Origin of the sequence: Micromonospora sp. NPDC007230 (assembly GCF_042869115.1) — a bacterium.
GTDB lineage: Bacteria > Actinomycetota > Actinomycetes > Mycobacteriales > Micromonosporaceae > Micromonospora.
In genome coordinates this window covers 52,685-68,524 of sequence record NZ_JBIAFE010000009.1, presented here as the reverse complement: position 1 = coordinate 68,524, position 15,840 = coordinate 52,685, and the positions used below count along the sequence as shown (strand labels likewise).

Here is a 15,840-nt window from a genome sequence, read left to right as displayed (position 1 = left end):
GACATCCTGCTGCGGTGAGAGTCCGGGTGGTTGCCCTCGTCGTCGCGGTCGCGTCGCTCGCCGGCTGCGGCGGCACGAACTCATCCCGCGGCAGTGATCGCGCCCGGGGGATGCTCGCGAACCTTCCGAGCTGCGACCGGGTGTCACTAGACGACGATCCCGAGATCAGCGCCGAGGTCACCGGGCTGGTGCTGCCCGACGGCGCGCGGGTCACCTCGGTGCGCGAGCAGGGCGTGCTGACGACGGTGGAAGCCACCGTCCGCATGACCCCACTGGACGTACGCGCGCACTACGAGAAGCGCCACGACATCGACCTGCTGCGCGCCGAGGACGAGACCTTCGAGGCCGAGGTGCTGATCCGCACGCCGCAGCGGCGGATGTACCTGCGGGCCGGCGCGCTCTGCGCGGACGGCACGAGCCTGACCGCGGTGGTGGGCCCGGACTCCGACGAGGCGGGGCTTCCGGAGTTCCAGAACCACTAGGCACCGGGCCAGCTCAACAGCTGTCCTAACCCGACGATGCTAATCCCGTCAGATGCTCGGTGACCTTTGTCACCGGGGTGTCTAAGGTGCGTACGGACGGCCGGTCACCCCGGTCGCGTCCCACCGACAGGGAGATCCTGCATGAATCCAATCCTCCTGCGAAGTCGTCGCGGCCTCACGGTGGCAGCGGGCTTGGCGCTACTCACCGCGGTCGCGCTGACAGCGTCGTCCCTCACGTCCGCCAGCGGCCAGGAATCCCTGGCCACGAGCACGCCGACCGGGCCGATGGAGCTGCCCGACGAATGGATGACCGCCCAACGGCTCAGCGACGGCAGCACGACCTTGTCCACGGCCAAGTACGCCAAGGCACGCGGTGAGGCGAACCAGCTCGCCGCGCACAGCCGCAGCGTCTACCGCGACCTGGCCGAACGGAACTGGAGCTTCTTCGGCCCGACCAACATCGGCGGCCGGGTGGTCGACATCGCGGTGGACCCCCAGGTCGAGGACCAGATCTTCATCGCCGCCGCCTCCGGCGGTATCTGGAAGTCCAGCGACGCCGGTGCGACGTTCACCACCGCGTGGCCGGACAGCTCGGGCCAGAGCATGGGTGCGGTCGCCATGACCAGCAACGGCGTGCTCTTCGCCGGCACCGGTGAGCCGCAGCCGGGCGGCGGCTCCATCACCTTCGGCGGCGACGGCATCTACCGCTCGCAGGACCGAGGCGCGACGTGGCAGCACGTCGGCCTGAAGGACAGCCACGCCATCGCTCGCTTCGCCGTCGACCCGAGCAACGAGGACCGGATCTTCGCCGCGGCGACCGGCAACCTCTTCGTCCCCGGCGGTGAGCGGGGCGTCTACCTCTCGGAAGACGGTGGCGACACCTGGCGTCAGTCCCTCGCCGCGCCGAACGACACCACCGGCGCGACCGAGGTCGTCATCGACCCGAGCAACCCGGCTCGCATGTACGCGGCCATGTGGGACCACCGTCGTGAGCCGCACCAGCGCACCTACGGCGGCCCCGGCTCCAGCCTCTGGCGCTCCAACGACGGCGGCCAGACCTGGCAGCGGATGACCAACGGCCTGCCGACCGACGCCGACCAGGGCCGATGGGGGCTGGCGGTCGCCCCGAGCAACCCGCAGCGCCTGTACGCGTACGTCGGCACGGCCCTCGGCCCGTTCCGCGCGTTCTACCGCTCGGACGACGGCGGCGACACCTGGACGCAGACCCCGGTCACCGCCGGCCAGGCGTCCCAGTCCACCTTCAGCTGGTGGTTCGGGAAGCTCGCCGTCGACCCGAAGGATCACAACCACGTCTTCCTCACCGGGGTCAACCTGATGCGCTCGACCAACGGCGCCCAGAGCTTCTCCTCGGTCGGCGGCCCGCACGCCGACCAGCACGTGCTGCGGTGGGACCCGAAGAAGCCCAACCGTGCCTACCTGGGCAACGACGGCGGCTTCTACCGGTCGGACAACAACGGCGCGAGCGGCTGGGTGAAGTCGACCCACGAGCCGTACACCCAGTTCTACACGGTGGATGTCGCGGAGACCGATCCCGCGCTGCGGGTGGGTGGCGCGCAGGACAATGGATGCAACCGCGGCTACAACGGTCGGGGTGGCGCGTGGAACGCCATCGGCTGTGGTGACGGCCTCCAGGTGATCATCCACCCCGAGAACCCGAACATCGTCTTCGGGTGCAGCCAGTACGGCTCCTGCTACCGGTCGGAGAACGCGGGTGGGGCGCCTCGCCAGAGCATCAGCACCGGCCAGACGGTGTCGGATCGGCGCAACTGGCTGACGCCGCTGCAGTTCGACCCGAGCGACCCCAACGTCATGTACTACGCCGGGAACATCGTCAACCGGTCGACGGACAACGGTCGTACGTGGAAGGCGATCAGCCCGGACCTCACCGGTGGCGGCCCCAACGACCCCTCCGGCTACCCGTGGGGCACCATCAGCACGATCGCGGCCGCCCCGACGGACGGCAACAAGCTGTACGTCGGCACCGACGACGGCCGGCTGTGGTGGACCGACGACCTCGGACAGAACTGGAACCGGGTCGACCAGGCGCAGCTCCCCGGGACGTGGGTGACCCGGGTCGCGGTGCACCCGAAGGACAAGAACATCGCGTACGCCACGTTCTCCGGCTTCCGGTCCGGCAGCGACCGCCCGCACGTGATGGTCACTGTCGACGGGGGCCGTACCTGGACGGACATCGGCCGCGGGCTGCCCGACGCGCCGGTGAACTCCGTGGTACCGACCTCGGACGGGCTGCTGCTGGTCGGAACCGATGTCGGGGTGTACGTCTCCGGTTGGAACGGCGGCGAGTGGGCCTCACTGGGCGCGGATCTGCCGAACGCGGCCGTGATGTACATGCGCTACCACGAGCCGACGCGCCAGTTGAGTGTGGCCTCGTTCGGTCGGGGCATCTACGACCTCGCGGTGCCCCGGTGCCCCGCGGCCTCGACCAAGCTCCCCTTGCGCGCGCCGGGCGTCGGCGTCGTGGGGGCGCTCGCCTCGTGCCGAGCGGGATAATGATCCAGATGTAGTCGGGGCGGGGATCTGGAGGCTTGCCTCCGATCCCCGCCCTCATCCTTGCTGCCGTGGGTGCTACGAGCCGGGGCGCCGCCCGCCGCCGGCACCCACCGGTTCGATCACCTGCCAGAACTCCTTCGACAGCTGGGCCATCGCGTTCTCGAACTCGTCACGGGAAACAGCCTCACGTAGCGTGGTGAGCACCGCGGGGACAACGGCACCGGCGAGCGCACGGTCGACGTCCGGGCGGTCCCCCACCCGCCGCACGAACTCGTCGAACCCGAACGACGTGGCCCGTTCCCGTCCAAGCGGTCTGCTCAGGTGATCAGCCAGCTCGTCCGGAAGCTGATAGGCAAGGTCCTCAGCCTGGCCGGCGCTGATCCGGTCTGCCAATATCTCCAACGTCGCGCCGGTAAGTGTCGCCGCCTGATCGGTCGACACCTTTGCCCGCGTGGCCACGGCGTTGATGAAATCCTGGTATTCCACCTGATCTCCCCTCCGGCCGGATCGCCGTCGAACCGCCCATTGCGAGCCCTTGACCCCGATAGCGCCGCAGCGCCTTGCCAACAGCCTCCTGCGCCGGTGGGTGACCCTGCCTCATCCCCATCGGGTGAATCACCAAGGCGCGCTGCGGCGGGTCAGCGGCGCAGCCGGCGGGCGCAGGGGCCGTCGTGGTCGGCGCGGAGCAGGCAGCGACGGCCACCGGGCATGAGCAGATCGCAGAAGACCCGATGGCGTACGTTCTGGTCGTCCTCGGCGGAGACGGTGGTCTCCCCCGGGTCCGCCTGCGGCAGGACGATCAGCCAGCGGCCGACCACCCGGCCCAGGCGCTGCGCAGCGGGCAGGTCGGTGGCGACGACCGGCAGGTGGATGACGTACCGCTGGGTCACCGCTCGTGTCCCCGGGCGGCGCGGGCGCGGGCCTGGTCGGACTGCCAGCGGCGCAGGGCGTCCTTGATGACGGCGGTCTCCCGGCGGCTGGCGGCCAGGGCAGCGTAGACGGCGGCCATGTCGCCGGCGACCCGGTCGAGGAACGCGTACACGTCGTCGGGGTTCAGGCCGCGGCGTCCGAGCCCGACCGGCTTGAAGCGGCGCTCGCGCACCTGCCACGGCAGCAGGCTGGTGTACGCGCTGGAGCGGTAGGTCGCTCCGCTCCCCCGGGCCGGTCGCTGGTAGCGGACGGTCATCCCGCAGTCTCCCTCGCTCGTCGTGGGTGGATGGGGTGGGGCCACCCGCCCTCCCCGCACAGGCGGACCCACCCCGGCCCTGCCACCGCAGCTCCACTCAGCAGTACGGCAACACGGCCCTTGTGGTCAGCTTGTGACACCGCGAAGCAGCAGCGCAACGTTCCACAGCGGATTTCTCGCCAGATGTATTGACTTTCTTTACTGAAACCTGTACGTGTTGCAGAGCAGCGTCACGCAGTGTTGCAGGACGGAATCAAGGAGTGTTCGGATGGCCGAGGACATCGGATCGACCGTGCCGCGCCGGCAGCTCGGCCGGCTGCTGCGCCAGTACCGCACCGAGGCCGGCGTGACCCTGGACGCCGCCGCCGAGGCCCTCGAATACAGCCGGCAGAAGATCTGGCGCATCGAGTGCGGCCTGGGCGCCGTCCGGGTGCTCGACGTCAAGGCGATGTGCGAGCTGTACGGAGTCTCGGCGGAGATGACCGAGGCGATGAAGGGCCTGGCCACCGAGACGAAGTCGAAGGGCTGGTGGCACGCGTACGGAGACGCGGTGCCGAGCTGGTTCGAGCTGTACGTCGGCCTGGAGTCCGCCGCCGCCCACCTGCGTCAGTACGAGGAGACAATGATCCCCGGCCTGCTGCAGACGCGTGAGTATGCCCTCGGGCTGGCTCGACTCGACCGGCCGTCTGCCGCCGAGGAGGAACGGGAGCGGGCGGTCGAGGTGCGGTTGCAGCGGCAGGGCCTGCTGAGCCGACGGCTGCCGAAGCCGCCTCGACTGGACGCGGTGCTGTCGGAAGCGGTGCTTCGCCGCGCCGTCGGCAACCGTGGTGTCATGGTCAGTCAGCTCAGCCGGCTCATCGAGGCCGCCGAGTTGCCGAACGTGTCAGTGCGGGTGCTCCCGTTCGCCGTCGGGCCACACTCGGGAGCGGTCGCCGGCTCCTTCGTGATCCTGGACTTCCCCGCCACAAAGGGCGGTCGGGCCGCACCGGAGCCGTCCGTCGCCTACAGCGAGTGGCTCACCGGTGCCATCTACCTCGACAAGCCGGACGAGCTGGCTACATATCGAGCCGCGTGGAAGAGCCTGGAGGCACTGGCCCTTGATGAGGCACAATCGACCGACATGATCAAAAAGATCATCGGGGAGGTACGGCATGACTGACCTGGCTGGCGCCATCTGGCGCAAGAGCACCCGCAGCGGCGGCAACGGGGGGAACTGCATCGAGGTTGCCACCAACCTCCCCGACATCGTCGCCGTCCGCGATTCCAAGAACCATGCCGGCCCAGCCCTAACCTTCACGCCGCAGGGCTGGTCTTCGTTCGTGGCCGCCGCCAGGTGCGACACACCTGTCCGCTGATTCAACTCGTGGCGCTCAAAGAGCTTCCCTATCCTTTGCCAGGGCGCACCACTCCATAAGGGACGCCAGATCCGAGCGATTGGGCGGCAGGAGCGCTCAGCGGCGGCCACAGGCAGGCCGTCCATCCACGGAACGAGCACCGACTCAGGCCTCCGAGAAGAAGTTTTCGTCGATCTGCTTGAGGGTGTAGGTCTCCTCGGTTACTACTCCGCAGCCGTGAACGATCATCAACCTGGCGAGCTCCGGACCGTCGATCAAGATAAGCCGAGAGTTCACCCGGTCCGCGTAATCCCTTGCGTCAGCACTGAATCTACTGGTGGTGATAAAGATGCCTCTGTTGGCTTGAGCGCCCTGCAGCGCTCCGACGAATGCCTGAATGTCGGGGCGACCGACAGGCCGGTCGGTGTAACGCTTAGCCTGCACGTAAACGACGTCCAAGCCGAGCGGATCGAGCCGTACCAGGCCATCCAGCCCGCCGTCACCCGGACCACCCATGTGCTCGATCATTCTTTCGAGACCGCCGTAGCCCATCGCGACGAGAAGACGCAGCACGAGGTGTTCGAGAAACTCTGGCGGCTGGCTTACCACTCGACTTAGCAGTTCCGCCGCGACTGCTGAATGAGCTTCCTCGATGAGTTCTTCGATTGCCTCACGAGGTGCCAGCGCCTCAACGTTTACTTCCTCCCCCTGCGCCTGCGGAGCCGCGCCTGGCTGCCGTACTCGGGTACGGGTGCGGAACTCGACGTACTCGGGGAAGCCCTTGAGGATTCTGATATCCACCCGTTCCGGGTGTGCCCGGAGGACTTCCTTTCCCCGCTCGGTGATCTCAGTGACGCCCCTCGTAGGCCTGGTCAGCAGTCCTGCCTGTGCGAGATGGGTGATAGCCCAGGCGATCCTGTTGAGGTACCGGGGCTCTCGCCCACTCGGCAACATCACTTTCCGATCCTCAACAGTGATCGCGAGAGCGGTCGCCACCGCCTCCCGGATCTCCGCCACGGCGTGCGGCTTCTGGTCGTTATGAGCGTTGAGCACAGGCCGCATGAAGGACTGGAAGTCAGGAATTGCCACTATTCTCCTTCGGGCGATCATCTCGCGCCCTTCGTCAAGGCGCATGAGGTCGGTCAGTAGTGCCTCGATCTCCACCGCTCGATGCGAAGCCAGACCGTGGACGCGACGAACATCGAGAAGCATGCGCTGGAGCTTCTTGGCGGGGCGCTGTGTCGCCCACGCCAGCTGGCCGAGCGGGTACGTAACCTCGTACCGCTCAGCGACACGCTCCTGCGCCTGCGCACGCCAATCCCTAGAAACGCTCGCCGTACACGTCAGCAAGCTCCCGGTACGCCTCACGAACCGCGACGATGGCGTCCGGGTCGTGGGCGGCGTTCTCGGCGGCGACGGCGGCGAGTTCGAGGGCGGTCCGGATCCGGGCCAGCTCCGCTTCGGTCTGATCCCACTGCGCCGTCACCTTCTCCCGCTGTTCGGCCAACGCCTGGGCAGCATGGCTGCTTGGCGAAGCGGTCGGTGTCCACTGCTGCTGGCGGACCAACTGCGGGCGTAGCTGCTGCCGGCGGCTGAGCACGTCAGCACCTTCCCACAACACTTGGGCAAGCAACTGCCCGCCCTCGGCCGGATCGATTACCTTTTCAACGGCTGGCAGGGCACGACCGGCCCGCTCGGCCGACTCCACCAGGTCGAAGAAGTCCTCGCGCTCTTCCTCCTCATCGAGCGTGTGGTGCAGCGCCGGGAACGCCTTCTGGTCCGGTGCCACCACTCGAGCAGCCGGGGCTTTCGATGTAGTTGCAGCCAACCCGATACCCAGCACAAGCGCGGCCAGGATGAAGATCACCAGAGCGGGTGCGCCACTGAGGCACAGCCCGAAGGCACCGATCAGCACCAGCGTGGCGAGCACGATGATGCCGGCGATGTTGTGAGACTTCTGTGGCACCGGTACGGCGCGCAGGTCGGTGATGCTGCCCCACTCGTGCTTGAGCGGCGTTCTGGAGATCTTGAGCGGAGCGAGTGCGGCAATGGTTCGCGTGTCGTCCGCGGCGATCCAAAGGTGGAAGGGGGGATCGGACGGGGACACCCGTCCTCCTTTCGGCAGGGGTTGGGAAGTCAGGCAATGCCCTTGCTGGGGCGGATCATCAATAAGTAGCTGATGCTACGCGGTCGGCACGAACCGGGCATGGGCGTTGCCCGCCGTGATCGCGTTCGCCCCGGACGGCCTCGCCGCCTGCCCACCACTGGCGTTGGGCCGCCGGCCGGGCAGTTGGGCGCAGGCCAGGTCGTGCAGGCGCCCCGGCATGACCGCATCGCCGGCGAGGTCCATGCCGGTCATCGCCGGATGCCACGAGCAGTTTTGGCCACTGCCACCTACCTCGCGAAGCGATCGGTGACATCCCTGCCGGCGGTCAGCACATCCGCAAGCTGGATTCGAACATCGGACCTGACCACCTCGGTGCCCGCTCCAAACGAGGCCGGCATCCGCCATGTCCGCCAGATTCTCAACGGGCACCGCCGCCTCCCGCTTCTGCCGCTTGAGGATCGCCTCGGCGGCGATCACGTCGGCGTGACGGCCCTCAACGACCTCGACCAGTTCCGCACCCGCCAGCAAATGCTGTCGAACCCGACGTGCGCCGCCGACGCCGAACTTCAGCAACCCGCGATGCCGGACCAGGTACAGCAGGTAGGACGTGTCTCGCAGCGCGGTAAACGACCGGTCCCCCGGCTCCGGCGGGCACTTCGGACAGGCGCGGTCGCGGAGCCTCTGCCACGACCGACATCGGGTATGGACGCCCCAGGTCCCGTGGGACGAGGTCCCCTGCCGTGCGCCGTACCACGGGAGCCCGTGTACGTCACCAACAAGATCAGTCCAGCCGTCGCGGCAGCGCCGATCGAGTTCCCCGCCGAGTGCGATCGCGGCTTGGAACTCGGCGGCGACGCGAGCGGGAATGGCGTCCGCAGCAGCCAGGCTGGCGAACCGGCGAACCTGGTCCGCGAGGGCGGGCTCAAGCGGGAGCCGGGACAGCAGCCCCTCGCCGGCCGCGAGGGCGAGACCGGCCGAGCGCTCATCCAGGCAGACATGGCATCGGGTCCGCCAACCCGTGCGGCAGACCCGGTGGGTGCCACAATCTCGGCATCGGTAGATCTCGGCGCCGCTGTCGTCTGGCAAGAGGTCGGCCGGTTCCATCTGGTGCCCAACCAGATCCGCGCAGGGGTGGCAGTGGACGAACCATGCGGGCCGCGATGGCGCGAATTCGCCTGGCCCTGGACGGCTTCGCCGCAGTTGACACAGGCTCGTTCAGCGGGCTGGTTGGCCCTTCCCGCTTGCCTTGTCATTCGTCCGAGGCGGCACGATCCCGGGTGCCGGTCCGGTCCGCACCGGCAGCGATCGCCTGCGAGGTACCGCGTCCACTACCTGCCGCCCACGACACCTGGCTGTACTCGTCCCAGCGCTTGTCGAGCTGCGCCGGAGCGGCCCGGTGGTCTGGCGTGACGGTGAAGTCGCAGCCAATGAGGTTCATCTGCATCCATATGGCGTTGACGATGTCCGCGTACTGGTCATCGTCCACACCGCCGAGGCGAACCGTAATCTCCCGCATCTCACCGCTCCCCGTCTTCTATGGACCTGTGCCTGAGCTGGCAAGACAACCAAATCACCTACGGCGGAGCAACCTACGAAAGGGGTAAGGAGCCACCCGACCGTCCGATCGCGAGGTGGGCTTACCGACTGGCGACCATGCGCCGGCGGCATCGGGTGGGCGGGTACCTCGCCGTGGGCTCAGTGCGGCACGCCGGGCTCACGACCGCCTTGCGCCTCAGAGCGACGACGGGGCCGCGCGGACGAATACCGCCCCGGCACTCCCGGTGAAGCTGAGGACCGTTCCCGTGCGGCCCTTGCTGTCGTACGGTGACGGCGCCTATGCGACTCCCTCCCGCGTTGATCACGGCCTTCGAGGTGGAGTCGAGCGACTCGCTGCACCCTGACGTCATTCGGCGGCACTGCGGATCACGGCACCGCCGGATCAGGGTGCTCGGCCCGGGCTCGCTCCGCCGCGTCCTCTGCGATGAGGTTGTTGTCCGCCAGAAATTCAATCGCACGCCGGAGGGCACGCGCGTTGTGGAGGTCCTGCCACACCGACACCAGGTGCGGGTACTCCTCATACAGTTCGTTCCGGAAGCGCCGGAAGGCGCCCCTGCCGTCGATCGCTCGATGCAGTCGTCGGCTGGCGCGCTCGTCGCTGAGCAGGTCCGCGAAGTCGACCATGTCCTCGTACCACACGTAGGACGGCAACGGGTCGATGGGCACCACATCGAGTTCGTCGAGGTCGACGGGTGTCTTACCGTCGATGCCACCATCGGCGGTCCAGAAAAGCACCTCTCCGGTTGCCGGGTCGATCAGCCACCGGTGCTCGTACGCGCTCTGATCCTCCAGCGCAGTAGCGATCTCCTCGAGGTCGAAGTCGTGTGGATCGCGCATCCGTTCCGCCTTCGCCGGCCGTGGCAGCTCTCAAGCCACCGAGAATACGCGGCGGACCACGCTTGGGCGGACCACGTCGTTTCGTTCCCTAAACCCAGGCTCTCACCGTTGCGCACGTCCCAGAGGGAGGCCGGCTCGCGGCCGGACAGTTCGGTGACCGCGTCGGAGGCCGCTGCCCAGCGGCCCTGGCGGATGGACTCAAACATGCTCGTGTCCTTCGGGCACCGGCGCGGGCGGGCCGGCGACGAGCCTGGTCACCGACTCGCCCTCGTCCAGGCTAGCGAGGGAATTGATCTGGTATGTCCGCGTACGCTTGGCGGGTGGAGATCAGAACCGGACGGTGGCGACTCGGCCCGGACGAGGGACGCATGCTGCTGCGGACCCGCCGCGCGGGGATCGGCTCGACCGTCGGGCACGACCTGGCCATCGAGGTGACCGACTGGTCGGTGGAGTTGGACGTTCCGGAGACTGGACCGGCGGATGCCACCGCGACGGCCCACGTCGGGTTGGGATCGCTGGCCGTGCGGCAGGGCACCGGCGGTGCGCGACCGCTGACGGACAAGGATCGGGGCGAGATCGAGAACAACGCCCGGCGGACGTTGGGCGTCGATCGCCATCCGACGGCCACCTTCGAGTCCAGCCGCATCGTCGTCGGCGACGACCATGCCACGATCAGCGGAACCCTCACGCTGCACGGGGCCGCTGGCCCGATCGACATCGAAGTGCGTGAGGTGGCGCCCGACCGGTACCGCGCCGCCACGGTGGTGACGCAGTCGGCGTACGGAATCAAGCCGTACTCGGCCTTTCTCGGCGCGCTCAAGGTCCGTGACGACGTCGAGGTGGAAATCGAGGTCGACCTCGGACGTTGACCTGCGGTCGACCGCACCGGCCCGTCTCCGCTCGGGCGCAGTGCTCGTGTACGAGGGCAGTCATCTCACCACGCTGTCCCGCCCTACCGGGCTGCTGCATCTCCTCGGGTCGCCGCTTGCCCCCGCAACGTTCAGGTCTTTGTGGGTGCGTGAGAAGCGGGTACCGGCGGCGGTCCATGGCTGACGGGCTGGAACTGGCGATCTTGATCGGGTTGCAGGCATCGGGGAAGTCCACGTTCTGCCGGCGGCTGTTGGCCGACACTCATCGGGTGGTCAGCAAGGACGCTTTCCCGAATGCCCGCCATCGTCAGCGCCGCCAGATGCGTCTGGTCGATGAAGCGCTGGCCGCGGGGCGTTGTGTCGTGGTGGACAACACCAACCCCTCACCGCAGGAGTGGCAACCGCTGATCGAGGCCGCTCGCGTCCACGGGGCAAGGACGGTCGGGTACTGGTTCCGGCCCGATCTGCCTGCGGCGCTCGCCCGCAACGCCGCCCGTGAGGATCGAGCTCGGGTGCCGGACGTCGGGCTGTATGACACGCTCAAGCGGCTGCGACGCCCTCGGCAGGTCGATGGATTCGATCTGCTGTACGAGGTCCGGATCGGGGGCAGGGGCGGTTTCCAGATCGAGCCGATGGAAGGCTGACAGGAAAGTTGAGGAGTTCAGGGAGCGACAGCGGTCCCGGGAGCACTTCCACTCACTGAGCGTGCTATCCGGCGCCTGGACTGTGGTCGGGGTCCCCGGGGACCAGCATCATGATCGGGCCGTACCCCTCGTCCCGCCCGACCGCGTCAGCGCGGCCTGCCCCTCCGGCGGCGCATCAGCCACAGCACCAGCAGCACCCCCACGGCGATAACCACCAGGCAGCAGACCAGGCCCGCGCCGCCCCGCGGCCTGCTCGCGACGGCCTCCACCACCCGCTCGGCGGTCCCCGTGGACGCCCACGCCGCGACCGGCACGAACACCGAGAGCACGACCGCACCAAGGACGGCGACGAGCCGGCGCACCCATTTGTTCCATGCAGACATGCCCTCATCCTCACCGATGGGGACAACCGGGACATGCCAGATGGGTGAGACAAGAAGCCACTGATACGGCGACGAGCGTCGCGGCGGTCCCTGTGCGTTGTCCCAGCCGTCCGACGCCGCCGACCTTGGTCCGCCGCTCAGAAATCCGCTGTTCGTCCGCGCTTGGACCGCGTTCGGCGCCATGCCGGCGGCGCCGCCACGTCCGACCGGGGCCGCCTCGATCAATCCGCGACGCGGCTCCGGCTCTGGTAGACGAGGTCCTGATAGTCGGGGTGGCGGGCGATCCAGCCCGCATAGAACGGGCAGGTCGGCAGCACAGGGAGGCCAACTGCGCGCGCTTCGTCCAAGGAGGTTCGGACGAGTGCGGCGCCGATCCCCCGACCCTCGTACCGGGGGTCCACCTCGGTGTGCACGAATGCGATCAAGTTGTTCGTTCGGATGTACTCCGCGAACCCCGCCAATGCGCCGTCGAGGCGGGCCTCATAGCGCCTCTCGGCAGGATTGTCGGTGACTTCGAGGGTCTCGCTCATCATGCGTCCTTCGGGTCGAGGGTCTCGCTGTTCGCCCCGAACCGAGTTACGCTCGCGGCACGTGCAACGACAACCACCCGTCCGCCGAATTTCATCCCGACTCCGTTTCCGGGGATTAGTGACATCGGCTGGGTCGGGCGACCAACGTCATCCCGCGAATCGCCGCCGGAAACGTCCTCATCGACGCCATCCCGCCCTTGATAGTCAAGACCGACGCCAGGCCGCGATCAACACCATCACCCGCCGGATCGCCCGCCGAGGCCCCGCCGCCCGCCAGCAGCGACGCACCACCACTAGTTGATCTCCTCAGACCCGCCCTTACAAAGCTTTGTCACTCTGTAACTGCACCAGCAGTACTTCGCACGCAATATCAACGGCTATCGGTGCCACAGCACCACAGGTGTGCCGTACGCTACCTCCTGGCCGGCCGACTGCTGGCCCGCTGATCTAGTGTCATGCCAGTTCAGCGGGTCTTGGTGCCTCGAACCGCGTGACCAGAGGAGTCGATGCAGGGATGACGGCAGGGCGACCGATGCCCACACAGGACGACGTGCTCGGGTACTTCAACACGCTGTCGAACTGGGGACGATGGGGCGACGACGACCAGTTGGGGACCCTGAACCACATCACCGACGACGTTCGGCTGGCGGCGGCGCGGGCCGTGCGCCACGGCAGGAGCGTGTCGTGCGCGTGGGAGGTTGCCGTACCGGAAGACATGGAGCGGTCGACGACGACGTACCCGTGCGCCGCCGACATGCCGGGTGCCGAGAACATGCCGGTGCCCGCCTTCCACGCCGACCGGCGCTGGGGCTTTTCGTCCGAGCGGCTCGGCATCACCTTCCACGGCAACACCCTCACCCACATCGACTCGCCGTGCCACATCTTCTGGGACGGCACGATGTACAACGGGCGGTCGCACTCGTTGGTCGACGCCGCAACGGGATCGGCGTGGGCGGCCGTCACGGCGGCGGCGAACGGGATCATCACGCGTGGTGTCCTGCTGGACATCGCGCGGGTCCGCGATGTGCCGTGGTTGGAACCCGGGCAGGGTGTGTTTCCCGACGATCTTGAGGAGGCCGAGCGTCGCCAGGGTGTGCGGGTGCGATCCGGCGATGCGGTACTCCTGCGGACCGGCTATGGCCGCGTCCGGCACGAGGCCGGTGCGGCCAGCGGTTTCACGCAGGCCGGCTGGCACGCGTCCTGCCTGCCGTGGCTGCATGAACGGGAGGTCGCGCTGATCGGCGCGGACACCCCCCAGGAGGTTCAGCCGTCGGGGTTCGAAGACGTGTTGATGCCGGTTCACGCCGTGAGCCTCGTCGCGATGGGTCTGTGGCTGCTCGACAACTGCGACCTGGAGGCGTGCGCGACGACGGCTGCCGAGCTCGGCCAGTGGGACTTCCACCTCGCAGTCGCGCCGGTCCGCTTCGCCGGTACGTCCGGCAGCCCGGTCAACCCGATCGCCACATTCTGACCGCGGGACTCGCGCCCGACGGTGTCGGCACCCTTCGCCGCCTGGGGGTCGATCAGCCCTGCGCTGGACGGGGCCGGGATCGCTGATCCCGACCCCTCGCCCGGCTGACGTCGGCGAAAGATTCTTCCCGCCGCTCTCCCGGCGTTCACGTCGCCGCCGCTAACATCGGTGACCATGAATTCACAGAGCATCACCCGCTCGCGATCCGGGCGGTTGGTCACGGCGTTCGCGCTCGCCGTGGCCCTGGTGATCGGCGTTGCAGTGGCAAGCACCTCCGCGTCGGCCGCGACCGCGCTCACCGTCGCCCAGGCGCTGGCTGCCCAGGACGGCCGCACCGCCACCGTCACCGGTTACGTCATCGGTCAACCGACGGCGACGAACACGGTGATCACCTCCGGCTACACCGCCGACACCGCGATCGCCATCGCCGACACCGCCGGCGAGACCAGTACGGGCAGGATGCTCTACGTCCAGGTCACGGCGCCGTACCGGAGCGCCTTCGGGCTGCTCACCAATCCGGGCCTGCGGGGCAAGCCGGTCACCGCGACCGGCACGCTGACCGCGTACTTCAGCCATGGCGGGCTGAAGGACCCGACCGCGATGACCCTCGGCGGTACCACCCCCAGCCCGACGCCGACCGCCTCACCCACCCCGACCGGCGGGCCGTATGACTCGACCTACTACGCGAGCGCGATCGGCAAGTCCGGTACGTCCCTGCGCGGCGCCCTGCACTCGATCATCAAGACTCAGACGAAGCTGACCTACGACCAGGTGTGGGAGGCGCTGAAGGACACCGACCAGGACCCGGCAAACCCCAACAACGTGATCCTGCTCTACAGCGGCCGCTCGCAGAGCAAGGCCACCAACGGCGGCGGCGTCGACGACTGGAACCGCGAGCACGTCTGGGCCAAGTCGCACGGCGACTTCGGCACCGCCACCGGCCCGGGCACGGACGTGCACCACCTGCGCCCCGAGGACGTCACGGTCAACTCGACGCGCGGCAACAAGGACTTCGACAACGGCGGCAGCGCCGTCGGCCAGTGCCCCGGCTGCTACACCGACGCCGACTCGTTCGAGCCGCGCAACGCGGTCAAGGGCGACGTCGCCCGCATGATCATGTACATGGCGATCCGGTACGAGGGTGACGACGGCTGGCCGAACCTGGAGATGAACAACTCCGTCGCCAACGGCACCACCCCGTACCTGGGCCGACTGTCGGCGCTGCTCGCCTGGCACCAGCTCGACCCGCCGGACGCCTTCGAGAAGCGCCGCAACCAGGTCATCTACGACCGCTGGCAGGGCAACCGCAACCCCTTCATCGACCACCCGGAGTGGGCCACCGCCATCTGGGGCTGACCCCTTCGCCGGGCCGCCCGGCACGTCGCCGGTCACCCGCCGGGGCCGTACGGACCCGGCGGGTGCGGGAACGACAACCGGGTGGCCCGGCCCGGCCCGGCCCCGCCGCGCGGCGGCTGCCTCCCACCGGCGGGCGCCTCGATCCTCGGAGATCCGCAGCGAGCTGGCTCTCTTGCTGCCGGGGCAGTGCGCCCATTGACGACCCGGCGCAGGTCTCATTCTGCTGTCGGCGCGTAGCCTGTCGCACGGTCACACCGGGCTCGACACGATCGCGCCGGAGGCTCCGGCCAGGGTCGACGTTCAGTAGCACACCGCTGCCGCCCGAGCGGACTGCCGGTTGTCATGACTGCTCGAACCGGCGGCGTTCGGCATCGGCATGGTTGCCGAGCCCGGCCGCGTTGACCTCGCCATTCCCGATGTGGCGGTGCCTTATTCGCGGTCAGCCCCTCCGGCCCGCGGATCCGGGTCTGGATTCCCCTGCTGCGGGACAGGTAACGGGACTTCCGCCGCCGACGTGTGACCCGGCGGCGGCGTCAGTGCGGCGGCGCCGCG

The 15,840-nt window shown here is 68.5% G+C and carries 18 protein-coding genes; 8 read left to right on the top strand and 10 right to left on the bottom strand.

Going from position 1 to position 15,840, the window contains the following annotated elements:
* Positions 1–14 precede the first annotated feature (14 nt).
* Positions 15–482 carry a hypothetical protein gene (locus ACFYML_RS14915; RefSeq protein WP_387421127.1) on the top strand — a complete coding sequence of 156 codons (468 nt, stop codon included), beginning with the start codon at positions 15–17 and terminating at the stop codon, positions 480–482.
* A gap of 141 nt (positions 483–623) precedes the next feature.
* Entirely contained in the window at positions 624–3,014 is a 2,391-nt protein-coding gene (locus tag ACFYML_RS14910) for a WD40/YVTN/BNR-like repeat-containing protein (RefSeq protein ID WP_387421126.1), read from the top strand.
* A 75-nt stretch (positions 3,015–3,089) separates the two neighbouring features.
* Here ACFYML_RS14910 and ACFYML_RS14905 read toward each other — a convergent pair whose 3' ends face one another.
* The 3 genes from ACFYML_RS14905 to ACFYML_RS14895 form a co-directional block, all read right to left on the bottom strand.
* Entirely contained in the window at positions 3,090–3,500 is a 411-nt protein-coding gene (locus tag ACFYML_RS14905; protein WP_387421125.1) for a DUF2267 domain-containing protein, read from the bottom strand.
* Positions 3,501–3,652: 152 nt separating this feature from the next.
* Positions 3,653–3,904: a hypothetical protein gene (locus ACFYML_RS14900; protein WP_387421124.1), complete on the bottom strand. Its 252-nt coding sequence runs from the start codon at positions 3,902–3,904 to the stop codon at positions 3,653–3,655.
* On the bottom strand, positions 3,901–4,200 hold the full coding sequence (locus ACFYML_RS14895; RefSeq protein WP_387421123.1) for a DivIVA domain-containing protein: 300 nt from the start codon (positions 4,198–4,200) through the stop codon (positions 3,901–3,903). The genes ACFYML_RS14900 and ACFYML_RS14895 overlap by 4 nt, the downstream gene beginning before the upstream one ends.
* 268 nt (positions 4,201–4,468) lie before the next feature.
* On the opposite strand from ACFYML_RS14895, the gene ACFYML_RS14890 reads away from it, so the two are divergent.
* Complete coding sequence (locus tag ACFYML_RS14890; protein WP_387421122.1) at positions 4,469–5,359, top strand: helix-turn-helix domain-containing protein; 891 nt, start codon at positions 4,469–4,471, stop codon at positions 5,357–5,359.
* Positions 5,352–5,555: a DUF397 domain-containing protein gene (locus ACFYML_RS14885; RefSeq protein ID WP_387421121.1), complete on the top strand. Its 204-nt coding sequence runs from the start codon at positions 5,352–5,354 to the stop codon at positions 5,553–5,555. Before ACFYML_RS14890 ends, ACFYML_RS14885 begins: the two co-directional genes overlap by 8 nt.
* A 144-nt stretch (positions 5,556–5,699) precedes the next feature.
* Here the strand turns inward: ACFYML_RS14885 and ACFYML_RS14880 are convergent, their stop codons facing one another.
* From ACFYML_RS14880 to ACFYML_RS14860, 5 genes are all read right to left on the bottom strand, one after another.
* On the bottom strand, positions 5,700–6,698 hold the full coding sequence (locus tag ACFYML_RS14880) for a restriction endonuclease (protein ID WP_387421120.1): 999 nt from the start codon (positions 6,696–6,698) through the stop codon (positions 5,700–5,702).
* 157 nt (positions 6,699–6,855) lie between these two features.
* Positions 6,856–7,641, bottom strand: a complete 786-nt coding sequence (locus ACFYML_RS14875; RefSeq protein WP_387421119.1) for a hypothetical protein — start codon at positions 7,639–7,641, stop codon at positions 6,856–6,858.
* A gap of 75 nt (positions 7,642–7,716) precedes the next feature.
* The gene (locus ACFYML_RS14870; RefSeq protein ID WP_387421118.1) at positions 7,717–8,745 is read right to left on the bottom strand and encodes a hypothetical protein; all 1,029 of its coding nucleotides are present in this window, start codon (positions 8,743–8,745) and stop codon (positions 7,717–7,719) included.
* A 145-nt stretch (positions 8,746–8,890) separates the two neighbouring features.
* Positions 8,891–9,127 (bottom strand): hypothetical protein, encoded by a 237-nt coding sequence (locus ACFYML_RS14865; RefSeq protein WP_387421117.1) that lies wholly within the window; start codon positions 9,125–9,127, stop codon positions 8,891–8,893.
* Positions 9,128–9,564: 437 nt separating this feature from the next.
* On the bottom strand, positions 9,565–10,035 hold the full coding sequence (locus ACFYML_RS14860; RefSeq protein ID WP_387421116.1) for a UPF0158 family protein: 471 nt from the start codon (positions 10,033–10,035) through the stop codon (positions 9,565–9,567).
* A gap of 320 nt (positions 10,036–10,355) precedes the next feature.
* Here ACFYML_RS14860 and ACFYML_RS14855 point away from each other — a divergent pair, with 320 nt between their 5' ends.
* Together ACFYML_RS14855 and ACFYML_RS14850 are read left to right on the top strand one after the other, a co-directional pair.
* A complete protein-coding gene (locus ACFYML_RS14855; protein ID WP_387421115.1) occupies positions 10,356–10,904 on the top strand; it encodes a YceI family protein in 549 nt (182 codons plus the stop codon).
* Between the two features lie 176 nt (positions 10,905–11,080).
* Entirely contained in the window at positions 11,081–11,548 is a 468-nt protein-coding gene (locus ACFYML_RS14850; protein WP_387421113.1) for an AAA family ATPase, read from the top strand.
* Between the two features lie 146 nt (positions 11,549–11,694).
* Here the strand turns inward: ACFYML_RS14850 and ACFYML_RS14845 are convergent, their stop codons facing one another.
* Both ACFYML_RS14845 and ACFYML_RS14840 read right to left on the bottom strand, forming a co-directional pair.
* On the bottom strand, positions 11,695–11,931 hold the full coding sequence (locus ACFYML_RS14845; protein WP_387421112.1) for a hypothetical protein: 237 nt from the start codon (positions 11,929–11,931) through the stop codon (positions 11,695–11,697).
* A 221-nt stretch (positions 11,932–12,152) separates the two neighbouring features.
* A complete protein-coding gene (locus tag ACFYML_RS14840; protein ID WP_387421312.1) occupies positions 12,153–12,551 on the bottom strand; it encodes a GNAT family N-acetyltransferase in 399 nt (132 codons plus the stop codon).
* 442 nt (positions 12,552–12,993) lie between these two features.
* Here ACFYML_RS14840 and ACFYML_RS14835 point away from each other — a divergent pair, with 442 nt between their 5' ends.
* Complete coding sequence (locus ACFYML_RS14835; RefSeq protein ID WP_387421111.1) at positions 12,994–13,932, top strand: cyclase family protein; 939 nt, start codon at positions 12,994–12,996, stop codon at positions 13,930–13,932.
* 174 nt (positions 13,933–14,106) lie between these two features.
* Positions 14,107–15,288 (top strand): endonuclease, encoded by a 1,182-nt coding sequence (locus tag ACFYML_RS14830; RefSeq protein ID WP_387421110.1) that lies wholly within the window; start codon positions 14,107–14,109, stop codon positions 15,286–15,288.
* Positions 15,289–15,840: the final 552 nt, after the last annotated feature.

Coding starts and splice junctions, on each gene's coding strand:
- ACFYML_RS14910 (WP_387421126.1), top strand. CDS start 624: ATGAATCCAATCCTCCTGCGAAGTCGTCGCGGCCTCACGGTGGCAGCG.
- ACFYML_RS14895 (WP_387421123.1), bottom strand. CDS start 4,200: ATGACCGTCCGCTACCAGCGACCGGCCCGGGGGAGCGGAGCGACCTAC.
- ACFYML_RS14890 (WP_387421122.1), top strand. CDS start 4,469: ATGGCCGAGGACATCGGATCGACCGTGCCGCGCCGGCAGCTCGGCCGG.
- ACFYML_RS14885 (WP_387421121.1), top strand. CDS start 5,352: ATGACTGACCTGGCTGGCGCCATCTGGCGCAAGAGCACCCGCAGCGGC.
- ACFYML_RS14870 (WP_387421118.1), bottom strand. CDS start 8,745: ATGGAACCGGCCGACCTCTTGCCAGACGACAGCGGCGCCGAGATCTAC.
- ACFYML_RS14860 (WP_387421116.1), bottom strand. CDS start 10,035: ATGCGCGATCCACACGACTTCGACCTCGAGGAGATCGCTACTGCGCTG.
- ACFYML_RS14850 (WP_387421113.1), top strand. CDS start 11,081: ATGGCTGACGGGCTGGAACTGGCGATCTTGATCGGGTTGCAGGCATCG.
- ACFYML_RS14845 (WP_387421112.1), bottom strand. CDS start 11,931: ATGTCTGCATGGAACAAATGGGTGCGCCGGCTCGTCGCCGTCCTTGGT.
- ACFYML_RS14835 (WP_387421111.1), top strand. CDS start 12,994: ATGCCCACACAGGACGACGTGCTCGGGTACTTCAACACGCTGTCGAAC.
- ACFYML_RS14830 (WP_387421110.1), top strand. CDS start 14,107: ATGAATTCACAGAGCATCACCCGCTCGCGATCCGGGCGGTTGGTCACG.